Source organism: Flavobacterium sp. AK-345 (assembly GCF_058310175.1).
In genome coordinates, this window is record NZ_JBZEER010000008.1 from 205,676 (window position 1) to 220,726 (window position 15,051).

The window sequence follows — 15,051 nt, forward strand, 5'->3', positions numbered from 1 at the left end:
TTGGTGCTACTAGTTAGTTTAATTTTTGCTTTTCTTCTATCGAAATCCCTAAGAGATTTATAATATCTTTTTCTCTTTCTTTCGGATTTATATTTATAATTTTTGTATTTCCGTTTTGAAGTTCAACTTCAATAATTGTATTTCGAGTTGCATGTAATTTAAAATGAACATTCCAGTTTTTGGGCCATGCCGGAAAAAGATAAATTTTTCCATTCGCTTCCTGCAAAAGCATTTCCTGCATGCCAATCATTCCTGCGCCTCCCCAATTATGATCCGGAACCCAGTCAAAACCCGGACCCCAAAAAGCCGGAAATCGTCGCCCCGAATCACTCATTTTTAAGAGATTGTATTTTGAAGCTTCTTCGGTTAAACCTAATCTTGCAGCAAAAACATTATCTTGTTTCCATCCAATATGACTTCTGAATTTTATTGCATCGGTATCATATTTCCAGGTATTCAAAGCGGTTTCTAAATCTGGTTTTCCAATGCCGTAAATTCCCCACGGATAAACCGGATACAATTGCGGCACTTCAGAATTATTGACTCTTTCCCAAGATTTTGCAGGAACCAATACTTTATGATTGTCGATTTGACCAAAGTTTAAAGGCGGAATTCTTGTCGGAAAATCAATTAAATATGCTGCATCTTCGACTGATAATTGTTCGGAAGAAAGACTTAAAAGATTATCTGTAATTACCTGTAAAGCCGAAATTGTACTATTAGCATTATTTGCCATTTTATATGTTTCGGCACCAGAACCGGGAAATAAAATCAGTTTTCCATTTCCGTCCAATGCTTTTCTACCTCTTTGTTTGGCGAGATATTGATAATGTTCATCAAAAAAACGAAGGCAACTTATGATAAACGAATTGTATTTTTGAATATCTTCTCCAGCATATTCTTTTTGCTGTAACATCATTTGGCAGAATTCAAAAACCGTATCCCATTCATATTCCAGCCATGCATTATATTCCATTCCAGGGTCGTAATCTGAGGGACGTTTCCATTCGTATTCGGCAGGATTTGGTAAACCGAAATTTTCCAACTGTTCTGTAAAAGCTGCTCCGCCGTGTTTCCAATAAACCTGAGAACGCAATTCGGCATTTTTTTGGAGACTTAAATAATAATCCAATTGCGATTTCATCATATCAAAATCACCACTTTTTACCATCGGAAAATAAACCAGTCTTTGATTTTGAGCTGTCATCGTTCCTCCGCCCCAATTTCTGAAATCGGGTGTGAAATTTAAATCCCGATTCGTAAAAACCGGATCAACGGTAAATAATCCGCCGTTGAATTTTGTTGGATATTTTCCATAAGCGTTGCAACCCAACATGTATCGAAACAATTGATAATTTTTTCCGATTTGATAAACTGAATCTTGTTGAGAAGAATTGTTCTTTTGTGTATAAATAAAACTGCGGTTCCAAAAATTATTCCACCAATTGATGGTGTTTTTTGCTGCTTTTTTGGAATTGATTTTATATTCCGAAATTTGATTTTTCAAACCGTTTTCCCAAGAAGATTGTTCCGAACATTGATTTGTAAACAAATGAATTTCAAGCCCTTGTTTCTTCGAAGGTTTTACACTCGAAAGTGTATATCCTTTAAAATCGGTATCCTGATATTTTCCCGAATAAGTTCCGTCAGACTTCAAATTAGTTCCCGTCATGAATCCGCCAAAAGTTAAATTTGTCAAAGGATTCATCATTTGCTCTTTTACCGATTCCATTTTTTGTTGTTTTACAGCAACATCAAAAACGGTTTGTTCCCTATTTCTGTGATAAAATTTGACACCATTATTTTCAAAAGAAACGGAATCTTTAAATGTGAAAATTTCGCCCTGCGGTGCCCATTTATATGAATTAGCGTTATTTGCTTTTCCTTTTGAAGGACGATTGAAATGACGCCAGCTTTCATAAGAAGCCGTCATTTTCAGCGGCGTTTTACTTTCTAAATCCAGATGAATCACGGGTTTAAAAACATCAACCCAAAGTTTGATTTTAGTATTATTTTGAGAAACTAAAACATAGCCATCTTTCAAAACTAATTCCTGACGAAAACCTTCATTATCCTTAAACGGATTTGGCGTTAAACTCACTTTTACCCGACCTAATTTCAATAAGGTGTTATGTTCATCAAAAGTTCCGCTTCGGGAAAAATAAAAATACAAATCTCCTTTTTCTACCCAAACATTCAAACCAATATCGCCGCCGCCCAAAGGCATCGATTCTGATGCATTATTGCTCTGCGTGTTCCAAATTTGATTGTAATTTTCGAGCACAGGAATTTGTGCTTTGAGGCAAAGCGTTGTAAAAATAAAAAATAAAACCGCAGTATTTTTCACACCTATTGTTTGGACTAAACTTTCTTCAAAATAGGATAACCACTTATTCTTGTTTTCGAAATTAATTTTCATAAATATTTAAAATCACCAACTTATTCTGGTAATTATTACAGATTTATTATCATTCAAAAAGCCAACTGAATAATATTTGCCTCTCTTAATATCTTTATTATATTCGAACGAGTATTTCTTGCCCCCCTTTTTGTTTTCTATATGATCAAGCACAGCTGTACTCATTCTGTTTTCTTTTTTAGTAAATCCATTACTTTTTAAATTCATCTCAAGTTTATCAATATAATCTTTGTCAAACTCAACTAGAAATGATGAACTGTAATCTCCAAATTGATCTGGAAATGAAGTATCCTTATATATTATTTTACCATTTTCAGGAAATTCCATTTCTGTAACTTCTTTAAAGTCGGTTTTATAAAAATCTTCATTTGGATAAATAGCATCGTAAATAAAATATCCAACAATAATTAATGGAATCAAAGACAACAACCTGTACCATTTATTAGATTCCCTTTTCTTAATCCATCGATAAATCAAATAAGAAAGTCCAATTGGTATTCCAATTAAAAAAATGACAACGATAAATAATAAAATAAGTAATTCCATTTAGTTTTTAGATAGGAAGCAAAATTGCTTGTTAAAAATTTATTTTTTCACCAAATGGTTTACCATTCATCTGTTCTAAAAGACGAAACAGGCAAACCTCCGCCACTAAACAATTCTGCTTTTACAAAATCTTTCCATAAATAGCGAATAGCAACTGGTTTCTTTACTTTATCCGAAGTCAAAACCACCGATTTTCTTCGTACAACCGCTTTAGCAGGATAAAAAACTTTATCTTCTCCCGCCAATTCAAAACCCGTAACTTCTTTGTCATAAGAAGTAATTCCGTTTGCAACATCATCAAAAGAAACTGTTACTGAACCGTCTTTTATTTCCATAGATTTATATTTCGGACTCTCAAATTCGAAACCTTCAATACCGTATGTTTTTGCCAAAGCATGAAAAGCCAATCGGTTTCCGCCTTTTTCTTTATCCATCGGGTGAATGTTATTTTCTTCGCCAACATCCATCAAAACAGCCATTCCCGAATTCGGAATTTCTTTTGAAGCTTTCAATTGTGCTTCTCTCAAATAAGCCGAATTGTATTTTTCTAAATAATCTTTTGGATGAAATTGCGTATAATTAAACGGCGCAATCTGAGCGTAATAAAACGGAAAATCACCTTGTTTCCATAACGCTCTCCAACTGCTTACCATTTTTTTCATCAGCTCTTTGTATTCAGAAGCTCGTTCGTAATTTGATTCGCCCTGATACCAAATACAGCCTTTGATTCCGTAACCAATTACAGGCGAAAGCATTCCGTTAAATAAAGTCGTCGGAACACGATTTGGATCTTTTGCCAATTCTTCTTTTGTGGTTGGAATTTTAGCGCTTGCAAAATCTTTCAGCATTTCCTGATTCATCCACGCTTCCATACTTGAACCTCCGTACGAAACATGAATTAATCCCACCGGAACATCTAAAACTTCCTGTAAAAGCGAACCAAAATACCAGGCCGTCGCGCTAAAATTTGAAGTTGATTTTGGAGAAGCCACTTCCCATTTTCCTTCAAAATCTTGCAAAGGTTCTAAAACTGTCGCACGCGGAATCGTAATTAATCGGATATTTTTATTGGTTGATCTTACAATGATTTCGTTTCCATTTTTTACGGGCTGACCCTGAAAACCTTTCAAAGGCATTTCCATGTTCGATTGCCCTGAACACAACCAAACTTCGCCTATCAAAACGTTTTTTACAATAACTTTTTCCGTTCCTTCTGTAACTTCAATTGTAAATGGTCCACCTGCAATTGGCGTTTGTAATTCCACTTTCCATTTTCCTGAATTATCAACTTTTGCTTTATAGATTTTAGAATTCCATGACGTTTTTATGGTTAGATTCCCATTTTTTTCTGCCCAGCCCCACATTGGTGTATTCGATTTTTGCTGCAATATCATATTATCGGTAAATAATGCCGGCAATTTGATTTTTGCATTGATTTGGAAGCTTGCTAAAAGCGCAATTAACGCAATAAAAATGTGTTTAAAATCTTTCATTTTATTTTATTCTTTAAATTATCTAGATGTGTCGCTCCTCTGGAGCTAAACTAATCTCAACATTCTTTCTTTCTATAAATATTTCGCTCCTACGGAGCTTTTTAATCCCATCGGGGCGGTATATTTATTAAATAGGTACCAATTTCAATAATCTTTATCTACAAACATTTCGCTCTTACGGAGCTTTTAGTCCCATCGGGACGATATGTTTATAGAAAGAATTAACACCCCGAAAAATAGCTCCGTAGGAGCGATATATTCCTTCTTAGTATTTCATTTTTCTTTGCCATAGATTAAATGATTTAAAATAATTTTAATCTGTGAAAATCCTTTAATCTGTGGCTATTTTTATTTTTTTTCTTTCTCAATCATAACCGGCCCCAACAATCCGGCTTTCAACAATATTCCTTCTTGTAATCTAAAAGGCGCTGTTGTCCACGTTAATCGTTCCTCTTTTGGTAATTTTTCATCACCAATTAATCGGTTTGCCCAAGTATTAGTAATTTTAATTTCTATCGTATTTTTTCCTTTTTTTAAAGCTTCAGAAATATCTGTTTTATATGGAAACGTCCAGATTGTTCCGCAGTCTTTTCCGTTTATGGTTATCTCAGCAATATTGGCAATTGTTCCTAAATCAAGCCAGAATTTCTCGCTGGTTTTCCCTTTCCAGATGAACTCTTTTTTATAAACAGATGTTCCAGAATAATATTTAATTTGATCATTTGTTGAAGTACTCCAATCAAAAAGTTTGTTCGTTTTTACAATTTCTTTTGGTCCGTGAAATTCAGGATCAAATTGTAATTCCCAATTTTCATCTAAAGTTTGCACCGTTTCTAAATCGGCATAATTTTGCTTTTTATTCGAAAGTATTTCTTTTGTGTTTTCTTTAAAAATGATAAAACAAGATTCGTTTGCGTCTAATACAATTGGAATTATAATTCTTCCGTTTTCGTTTTTCCAATCAGATAAAATTGTTGTTTTGTCCGTTACAGGATTATACAATTCCGGTATTTTTCCGCTTACGCGAAAGGAAACCTCTAAACTTCTTTTTTGTTCTTTTTGATTCGAAAGAAAATAGATTTCTTCTTCATTAGATTTTCTGTGTGTCCACGCAATTGTTTCCGAATCCGCTCTGTTCAATTTCGGAAAATAAACATCTTGTTCAATTCCTATTGAAGCAAAATCATTTCCTAAATAAGGCAGTTTAATAATGGTTCCTTTTCCGATTTTCCATGAAGATGAATTCGAGATGTTTGTCCAGATTTCATCAATTATATTCTGCCATTTTTTATGATCTTCATCAGATTGCATTCCAGGTTGTAAATCTGGTTTTTCATCCACAAAAATAATTGCTCCTTCTTTTACCAATTGTAGTATTTTTTCGGCTGCAGCCAAAGAAATCATTTTATTTGGCGCCATTTTGTGACTTCCCGGAAACAATAAAGCACCGTATTCGATTCCGCCGCCAAAAGAGATTTTTCCGTTTACAACTTTGGCATTGTTGACTAAGACATCAGCATTAAAAGAATCGTATTGATACCCGTTTAACGGATTTACCCATTGTGATAAATCCGTAATATTTTTAGAATACGTAACTTCTTTCGGCATTTTTGCTGTTGGCTGACCTTCATTTTCTAAGCGTATTTTTTCGCTTTCGAGTCTTTCTTTTCCGAAAACATTCGGAATAAAAGGCACTAAACGATCCGGCACAAAAGAGCGTGATGGAAAATCTTCTCCAATAAAAACTGCTAAATCAATCACCGGTTTTCCTTTTTGTAATTGAAATTGTACTCTTTGACAATACTCAAACCACGCTTTTCCTGGTTTCCACCACGTTTGATCTCGTTGAAAAAAAGTTCCGATATCATCTAAAGTCATTCCGGGTTTTCGATCTGTCCACGGATTATGAACAAAAACGTGGTAAAATAATCGGTTAATTCCCAAAGCGTAATTTCTATCGGCAAGTGTTTTTAAATTTCCGGGATGTTCGTCCCAATCCATTCTCAAAGCAGTAAAAGATTCTGCCTGAATAATATCTTTTCCATAAATATGTCCGCCAGAAATGGCGTCAATCATATCAAAAGGTTTATCGTGTGTCGGGCTTTTTAGCCAAAATTCACCACCTGGATAATCAACATATTTATAATGCAACAATGCATCACTCATCATTGTTGGCGCCACGTTTTCTGAACTTAATTTTACGTTGTTTTCTTTGGCAATTTGAGCTACAGTTCCGTAGAAATTATCGGCAACTAATTCGGCAATTGTTTTGCGGACATCATATAAAACTTTCTCTGAAACATCAGCACTTTCAATTGGAATTCCGGCCATAACAGGTAGATAATCAACCAAATTATAACCGCGTCTTTTTCGAAATTCGTCTCGAAAAACCGAAGACCAGTTTTGGCTTCCACATTCCCAACTATCAAAATGTAAAATTTCTAAAGTTTTTGCAGCCAAATCAGGTCCGATAGTACGAACCATTTCGCCAAACCAATGATCGAGTTGAAAACGAATTAATTCTGGATTAAATTTATCGACTTCCAAACCTTTTCCGGCTCCGCCCGTTGCATTTTCATGTCCGGTCGAAGTATGTCCCATTCGGATAATTTTCCATTTTCCTTTTGGTGCATTCCAGTTTAAATTTCCGTTAGCATCAACTAAATTTGAAATATTAATGATTTCAGATTTTTTGAAAGATTCTGTATTCGGAATTTGCTTTGCAGAAGTTTCCGGACTTAAACGCCAAACCGCTCCTGATTTTCCTTCGAAATTATCAATTAACGCCTGATTCGAAAGTGTAATTTTACTCACTTTTAAATTCTGTTTCCATTTTGCAAAATCTAAATCTTCGGCACCGGGTTCTGTTCCCACAGGATCATAAACAAATCTGAAATATTTGGCTGTAACGGGCGTAATTGTATGTGTATGCGAAAAATCCATGTCCTGCCAACCGTGTCGCGGGGCAAACATTCTTTCGTGGAATTTAAAATGTACTCCGTCATCACTTACTTCAACAATTAAGCGCTGTGCCTGAAAATCTCTTCCTTTTGTTTCAATTACGATTGATTTGCAGGTAAATGGTTTTTCAAATTCATATTGAATCCAACCTTTTTCGGCAAATTTAAAATTCTCGTCTTTTTTAGGATCTGCCAAAAATGAGGCATCCGTATTATTTGAAGTCGTAACTTTTGGTAATTGAATTTGCGAATTGGTTTGGAATTCTTTTATCGGAATTGCAAAAGTCACAATATCATTATAAAAATCTTTGTAATGTTGCGGAACTGGCAATTTTGTATTAACCGATTTTCCGCCTTCGATTTCTGTCGTTGACCAAACCACTTTTTGCATCGACATTTCGGAAGTAATCCACGGACCGCCTGCAACGGCAAAACCATCGGCTCCGTGAAAGGCGATTTTTAATCCTAATCGGTCAGCTTCTTTAAAAGCCCAATGAATCATATCCCAAAATTCCGGACTCAATTGTAAAACCGGCGGATCGATTAATGGTGGGTTTGCCGGACCTTTAATCGTCATTAAATAAGCACCTGCAATTCCAGCCTGTTTCATAGCTTCTAAATCGGCTGTAATTCCCACTTTAGAATATGCCGATTTCATCCAATACCAGTACACCCAAGGTTTTGAGGATTCGATTGTGGGTTGAAATGATACGTTTTCTTTTTTATGGATTTCCTGTGCGGAAACGAATCCCACAAAAAGTAACATTAAAAAGAGGTGTTTTTTTTGAAACATTTTATTGCTTTTTCTATTCGTTATGTTTAAACCCGACAGGTTTTAAAAACCTGTCGGGTTTAAATTTTTCATTACAAAAACATAGCCAATGGTTTCAACCATTGAGACGTAACGTGATTTCACAATACGTTTCCCGAGGTTGAAACCTCGGGCTATGTTTGATATTAAATTTCTAATCGTTGCTGACATGCGAGTTTGATTTCTCTCGAAGCCTCGGGATCGAAATGACAAACATTATCTTTAATCTCTAATTTAAAACCTGTCGGGTTTAATTTGTCATTACAAACATAGCCAATGGTTTCAACCATTGGGACGTAACGTGATTTCACAATACGTTTCCCGAGGTTGAAACCTCGGGCTATATTTGATATTAAATCTCTAATCTTTGCCGACATGTGAGTGTGATTTCTTTCCCGAAGTCTCGGGATGTGATCTCTCCTTCGTCGAGATGTCAACCTTTAATTTTATTTATCTACGAAGACCTGACAGGTTTTAAAAACCTGTCAGGTCTAACGTTGCGAACTAATATTTAAACTTTTTCAAGCTTTCTTCCAATCCATTTTTTGTTGCTGAAAACGGAACCAAATAAAAACTATATTGATAATCTCCAGATTTAATTTGATATTTTTCTAAAGGCTGAGCTACTGATGTCCAGCTATCATTTCCTCCCACTCCCATCTGAATCAAGTCGATGTTTACGGTTAAAAATCCGGGATCTTTTAAGTCGAAAGTATGTTTGGCGGCGCTTAAATTTTCCTGTGTATAAGGCCACGCGCTCATGCTTAAAACTTTTTGATCATCCACAACCAATAAACCTTTATTTTTTTGTGGTGTTGTAAAAGCCATCCATCTTACTTCGGTTCTGTTGGCGTTTTCCTGAGGTTTTACATAATGCTCCAGAAAATCATTAATTGGTAATGAATATTTCCCTACGAACGAACCAAAACTTCTGTCGATATAATTTTCTAATTCTCCTTTTCCATACCACGAAATTTGATCAAACTTTCTTTGAACGCCCATTTGCATTCCGATTTTTGGAATGTTTGGTAATTTGTTTGTGGCTTTTAAACTATAGTCTACTTTTATAATTCCATTTTTGTTGATGTTATAAATTACCTGCACTTGCGCACTGTCTTTTATCACTTCATAATCACTTGTAATTATGGTTCCGGCAATTGTTGTTTCCATTTTGGTTTTTACCAATTTTGGTTTTGCCTGGTACCACGGTTTCAAAACCTTATGCGATTTCCATCCTCTTTTGTCGTTATCCGTAAGTGGTCTCACAAAATTAGGAAGTAACGGTGCAAAAACCTGTTCTTCACCATTAAAGACATAAGAATTCAATGCACCGTTTGCTTTGCTTATATTAATGTCAAATGTTTTTCCTTTGATTTTAAAATCTGAATCAGTTTCAGAAGTTTTTACCTCAACAATATCTTTCGTAAAATCTAAAACTGCTTCTGATTTTTTCAACAGAAACTGATCTTCCGCTACAGCGTAACCTTTAGAAGCCCAAAGTTCATCTTTTGAAAGTTGAAATTCGATATTCAGAAAATATTCAGCATCCTTTTTCAATTTTGGTAAATATTGTTTTACATCTAAAACTGTAGATTGTCCAGCTTCTAAATTGAAAGGTTTTAATATTTGAGTTTTGATAACATTCCCGTTTTCCAGAATTTGTAAAACCGGAACATAGTCCGCTAAAGATTTTAACGCCTGACGATTTTTTATTTCTAATTGAAAATTGTCTTTTAAGGTAGTTGTCGCTGGCTGATAAATCCATTTATTTTCATAAATCGATCCTTTTGGTTTTCCGTTAGAATCGACAATTCCTTTTGTATTGAAATTTCCATCATGGTATTTTTCACCAAAATCTCCGCCGTGAGCAAAAAATTCCTGACCAGTTGCAGGATCTTTTTTCACCAATCCCTGATCTTTAAATTCCCAAATACAACCTCCAATAACTCTTGGAAGCGAACGGAATTCATCCCACAATTCTTTAAGATTTCCAACTGAATTTCCCATAGCATGAGAATATTCTACAAAAATAATTGGTCTTGTATCTTTCTTTTGATCTACCAAAAATTTAGGTGTGAAAACGCCCGGATAAAAACGACTTACCATATCAACATACGGTTCGTCTTGCGGATTTTCAAATCGATACGCGTGATCGATTGTTTTTGGATATCTCGGATCAAGCGGATCGATATACCCTTCTAATCTCGGATTTCCCTGCGCTGGTTCGTAATGCACCGGACGCGTGATATCAAAATCATGAACCCAACCCGACATTGCTGCGTGATTTGGTCCTTTTCCACCTTCGTTCCCTAAACTCCAGAAAACCACTGATGGGTGATTTTTATCTCTTTCGACCATTCGGGTCATGCGCTCTAAATAAGCATTTGTCCATTTTGGATCGTTGCTTAATTTTCCGCCAATTCCGTGTGTTTCCTGATTGGCTTCATCCATAACCATTATTCCGTATTGATCGCATAATTCATAAAAATAAGGATCATTTGGATAATGGCTGGTTCTGATAAAATTGAAATTGAATTTTTTAATCGTCGTAATATCTTGTTTGATATCGTCTCGGTTTACGGCTTTCCCTTTTGTTGGATGCTGATCGTGACGGTTTACGCCGTATACATAAGTTTCTTTTCCATTGATGAGCATTTTTCCATTTTCCTTGGAGAATTCGATGGATCGGAAACCAACTTTACAGCTTTTTGCTTCTGTAATATTTCCGTTGGCGTCTTTTATAGACATTACCAAAGTGTACAAGTTTGGCTCTTCTGAACTCCATTTTTTTGGATTAGCGATGTTTTCCTTGAACATTCCAAAACGTACATTATCCAGACGGGGATAACTTTCGTTGATCATATCGATAACGGGTTTTTGAAGCGGTTCTTTAAATAATGCCACATTATTAGCATCGTATAATTGTACCTGAAAAGTATAATCTTTGATTTTTTCGCCTGTTAAATTTTCAACTTTTGGTCTTAATTGAAAAGAAGCGTCTTTGTATTCTTTGTCTAATTTGGTTTGATAAAAGAAATCCTGAATACGCAGTTTTGGCTCGGCCATAATAAAAACTTCACGCTGGATTCCGCTTACTCGCCAGTGATCCTGATCTTCAAGATATGAACCGTCTGTCCAACGAATTACCTGTACTGAAACTACATTTTCTCCTTCTTTTAAATAAGGTGTAATATCAAATTCTGACGGAAGAAAACTGTCTTCTCCATAACCCAGAAACTCTCCGTTCAACCAAACCTGAAAACCTGAACTTACGCCACCAAAATGCAAAGTCACCGTCATGTCTTTCCAATTTTCGGGAACGGTAAAAGTGCGTTGGTATGAACCAACACCATTATAATCTTTAGGAATAAAAGGTGGATTTATGGGCCTAAAAGGATAAACGGCGCTTTTATAAATCGGAATATCGTAACCTTTTAATTCCCAGTTGGATGGTACTTCGATTTTATCCCAACCAGCAACTTTTCCTTTATAAAAATTTTTTGAAGCTTCTTTTAGATTCGATGCATATTTAAAATCCCAATCACCGGTAAGCATTTTTAGTCGGCTTTTTGTTCGGTCTCCTTTTAGGGCATCTTCAACATTTGCATACGAATACGCGGTTGCTCTTGACGGTTGTCTGTTGATACTCGTTATTGTTGGATCTTCCCAAGGAGCAAATTCGTATTTTTTTGGGGCTTCAGGAATTCCCGCAGGTTCGCCGGTTACGGATTGTGCTTGGGCAATTATTCCAAACAGGATAAAAAATAGTACTTTAAAATTATTCATTATTTCTTCTCTTTTTTCTCTGGCGGTGCCACAAAATTCATTTCACTTTTTCCTAAATCTTTAGACATTGCAATGGCAATTCCTCTTTGCTCTGCTTTATTTACCGCGCAATAAAAGTGATAAACTACTCCATTATATTTTACTACAAATGATTTGTGCGCAAACATATTGTCATAAGTTTCAGACGATTTAATTAAATCCTCACCTTTCCAGTCGTTCCAGTGAATCAAATCATTCGAAACGGCAAAACGGTTAAATGCACCCTGATTCCAACCCGTCCAAAAAGCTCCAAAATAGAACATTACCCAAGTATCATTAATGCGCTGAATATAGGCATCTCCTGAGATTCCTTTATGATGATTGATTAAAGGTTTATCGCCATAACGTTCCCAATTTTTCATATCGTTTGACACAGCCATAGCAATACGCTCTGCACCTTTAGCAGGATTTATACTATCACCTCGCGCATTGTAATACATGATAAAATTGTGTCCTGTAACTTTGTCCTCATCGCGAATAACACTGTTTTTATACATCGTACTATTATCCCACCATCTGGCGTCTTTATCTTTTGGAGTTAAAACCGGATTTTCTAATCTTTGAAATTCATGTGGTTTTGTAGGTGCTTCTTTTGTATACGCCATTCCGATTGACAAAACTCCGGCTTCGTAACCTTTACTGTCTCCACCAAAATAACTCATCCAATATTTGTCATCGTATTTTTCCCATTCGTAGCTTCCGCCCCAGGTTGGATCTTGCAATGAAATATATCCTGCTTTTTGGTTAACATCCCAATGTTTTTCGTTTTCTGAGAAAGACATTACTTTTCCTAAATGTTTCCAATGCAATAAATCATCACTTTCTGCCAGCCAGGTTTCGTAACCTCTTCCATCGTAAATTAAATACGTCATGAACCATTTACCATCTTTTCTATACACACTTGGGCAATCCATTTTATATGAGTTGTCTGTTGGCACCATTACCAAACCGTATTTATAAGGCGTTTTGATTTCGTTGTAAATCTCCTGCATTACGGTTTCGTTGATTTCTCTTTTCTTGTATTTTGTCGTTGCACAACTAGTTATGAAAAGTGTTGTAATGGTGATGATTAGATATTTGACTTTCATTTTCTTAATGTGTGTTTATGGCACGCGGATGACGCGGATTAAACAGATTTACACTGATTCTATTTTTGTTTCACGCAGATTTAAAATGATTTCGGCAGATTAACACATATTTTTAAATAAAATAATCTGCGTAAATCCGTTTAATCCGTACAATCTGTGGGCTATTATTTCAACTCTTTCAATCGAGATTCCATTACTTCTTTGTTTAGTTTTACTTTTACCATTCCCATTGGGTGAAATCTCTTTTTTAGATCTATCGCGGCGTAAACAATTGTATAAACGTCATTTCCTTCGGGGATTAAACAAAGCGGTGTTCTCATAATATCCCACCATTTATCAACTTTTGTTTCTATGGGAAGATATCTTGCTTCTGACCAGTTTTTTCCATCTTTGGATAATGAATACGCCATCATATTCGGTAAATGATGTCCCCAGCCGTCCGGGCCTCCATCAAAAACGGCGATGTACAAACCGTTTGGTAACTGACTCACAATTGGATTTTCTACAAAAAACGGATGCATCGATTTTATAGGATTGCTGCCATCTTTTATTCTTGACCACGGACCTTCTAAACTTTTTGATTCGGCCAAAGCTACAAACCAGCCTTTTCCGGTTTTCTTCGGATAATCTGCCCAAGAATTAAAAGGGTATGCTCCGCTATAAAATCCAAAATATTTGTCTCCTACTTTATATGGAAAAAAAGAAGCTACGCCTTGACGTCCTTCCCAAGGTTCAGAATCTAAACCTGGTTCCATGATGATTCCCATATCTTTGTACGGACCGCCAATTCCGTCAATTCCGTCAATAGTTGATTCACAACGCCAGATTCTTCCGAAAGAGTGATTCGGTTCTATAGTTTTACTAACTGTGTAAGCTAAATAATAGCCGTACCATTTGTTTGTCTTTTCGTTAAAAACCGGCATATACGACCAAATTGCGGCACGGCGATCATTCATTGGGTTATCATCTTCGGTTATGGCGTAAGTTCCGCTTGCCTGGTAAATCGTTGATTCTCTTTTCCAGTGAATGGCGTCTTTACTTGTCCAGTGACCAATTCGGGTTTTTACACGATCGTAATAATAATCTACTCCTATTTCTCCGGCTCTTTCTGTTGGAAACATGTGATACGTATCGCCAACTTTTACTACACGCCCGCCTTCAAAACCTCCCTGAATTCCTTCAGTTCCTGGCATTCCTTCGTCTACAACGGCTTTATTTTCTCCACCAATAATTTCAAAAAGTGGTTTTTCATCTGAAAATCCTTCAACTATAAATGTCGGATTCCAAAGTTTTCCGTCTGGAAGTTCAGCATTTCTAAAGCTTAATTTTTGAGTATCTTTTATAACGCCTAATATTGCAAATAATCCATTTCCGGGGTTTATTGTTTGTTTTCCTTTTGGGAATGAAAGCGCATATACATTCACCGAAGGTAATCCTGTAATGGTTAATCCGTTTTTTAAAACCAATTTTGCATTTTCAAGTTTATTTGACTGAAGATATTCTGGATTATTTTCCTGAAAAATACCAACTATAACCTTAACCGGTTCTTTAAACCTTAACTGCAAAGGAGTATTTGTACCGCTTTTATATTTTTCTAAAGGAAGTTGAATCCCTTGTAAACCCTGTAAATCTGGTGCTAAACGAACAATATTATTTTTGCTTCCTGAAAAAACATGAGCGTATTGTGTTGTTTTGAATGTTTTGTAATTTGATTTTACAATTTCATAAGAAGATGGTGTCCAGCCTGAATTTTGTGCCAAAGCTGAAAATTGAAAACATACTGAAAACATCAGTAGAAAAACTGTCTTTAATGTGAAATTATATTTTGTATTTTTTGAAAACATTGGTTTTTTATTTTTAATGGCAACTTAATTTCTACAATCTTGTCATTGCGAGGAACGAAGCAACC

The 15,051-nt window shown here is 35.6% G+C and carries 8 protein-coding genes; all 8 read right to left on the minus strand.

Features of this window, described 5'->3' with window-relative positions; all coding sequences use genetic code 11:
• Positions 1-13: 13 nt before the first annotated feature.
• The 8 genes from AC4FQ3_RS15780 to AC4FQ3_RS15815 all read right to left on the minus strand — a co-directional run bounded on the left by AC4FQ3_RS15780 (position 14) and on the right by AC4FQ3_RS15815 (position 14,986).
• Positions 14-2,419 (minus strand): DUF5703 domain-containing protein, encoded by a 2,406-nt coding sequence (locus AC4FQ3_RS15780; RefSeq protein WP_491182461.1) that lies wholly within the window; start codon positions 2,417-2,419, stop codon positions 14-16.
• A 12-nt stretch (positions 2,420-2,431) separates the two neighbouring features.
• Positions 2,432-2,965, minus strand: a complete 534-nt coding sequence (locus AC4FQ3_RS15785; protein WP_491182462.1) for a hypothetical protein — start codon at positions 2,963-2,965, stop codon at positions 2,432-2,434.
• 59 nt (positions 2,966-3,024) lie between these two features.
• Complete coding sequence (locus AC4FQ3_RS15790) at positions 3,025-4,458, minus strand: sialate O-acetylesterase (RefSeq protein ID WP_491182463.1); 1,434 nt, start codon at positions 4,456-4,458, stop codon at positions 3,025-3,027.
• Between the two features lie 348 nt (positions 4,459-4,806).
• Positions 4,807-8,172 carry a glycosyl hydrolase gene (locus AC4FQ3_RS15795; protein ID WP_491182464.1) on the minus strand — a complete coding sequence of 1,122 codons (3,366 nt, stop codon included), beginning with the start codon at positions 8,170-8,172 and terminating at the stop codon, positions 4,807-4,809.
• 203 nt (positions 8,173-8,375) lie between these two features.
• Positions 8,376-8,606, minus strand: a complete 231-nt coding sequence (locus AC4FQ3_RS15800) for a hypothetical protein (protein WP_491182465.1) — start codon at positions 8,604-8,606, stop codon at positions 8,376-8,378.
• A 127-nt stretch (positions 8,607-8,733) separates the two neighbouring features.
• Positions 8,734-12,015, minus strand: coding sequence for a glycoside hydrolase family 2 TIM barrel-domain containing protein (locus tag AC4FQ3_RS15805; RefSeq protein ID WP_491182466.1), 3,282 nt, complete (start codon positions 12,013-12,015; stop codon positions 8,734-8,736).
• Positions 12,015-13,142 carry a glycoside hydrolase family protein gene (locus AC4FQ3_RS15810; protein ID WP_491182467.1) on the minus strand — a complete coding sequence of 376 codons (1,128 nt, stop codon included), beginning with the start codon at positions 13,140-13,142 and terminating at the stop codon, positions 12,015-12,017. The genes AC4FQ3_RS15805 and AC4FQ3_RS15810 overlap by 1 nt, the downstream gene beginning before the upstream one ends.
• Positions 13,143-13,306: 164 nt before the next feature.
• Positions 13,307-14,986, minus strand: coding sequence for a glycoside hydrolase family protein (locus tag AC4FQ3_RS15815; protein WP_491182468.1), 1,680 nt, complete (start codon positions 14,984-14,986; stop codon positions 13,307-13,309).
• Between the last annotated feature and the right edge of the window lie 65 nt (positions 14,987-15,051).

Coding starts and splice junctions, on each gene's coding strand:
- AC4FQ3_RS15780 (WP_491182461.1), bottom strand. CDS start 2,419: ATGAAAATTAATTTCGAAAACAAGAATAAGTGGTTATCCTATTTTGAA.
- AC4FQ3_RS15785 (WP_491182462.1), bottom strand. CDS start 2,965: ATGGAATTACTTATTTTATTATTTATCGTTGTCATTTTTTTAATTGGA.
- AC4FQ3_RS15790 (WP_491182463.1), bottom strand. CDS start 4,458: ATGAAAGATTTTAAACACATTTTTATTGCGTTAATTGCGCTTTTAGCA.
- AC4FQ3_RS15800 (WP_491182465.1), bottom strand. CDS start 8,606: ATGTCGGCAAAGATTAGAGATTTAATATCAAATATAGCCCGAGGTTTC.
- AC4FQ3_RS15805 (WP_491182466.1), bottom strand. CDS start 12,015: ATGAATAATTTTAAAGTACTATTTTTTATCCTGTTTGGAATAATTGCC.
- AC4FQ3_RS15810 (WP_491182467.1), bottom strand. CDS start 13,142: ATGAAAGTCAAATATCTAATCATCACCATTACAACACTTTTCATAACT.
- AC4FQ3_RS15815 (WP_491182468.1), bottom strand. CDS start 14,986: ATGTTTTCAAAAAATACAAAATATAATTTCACATTAAAGACAGTTTTT.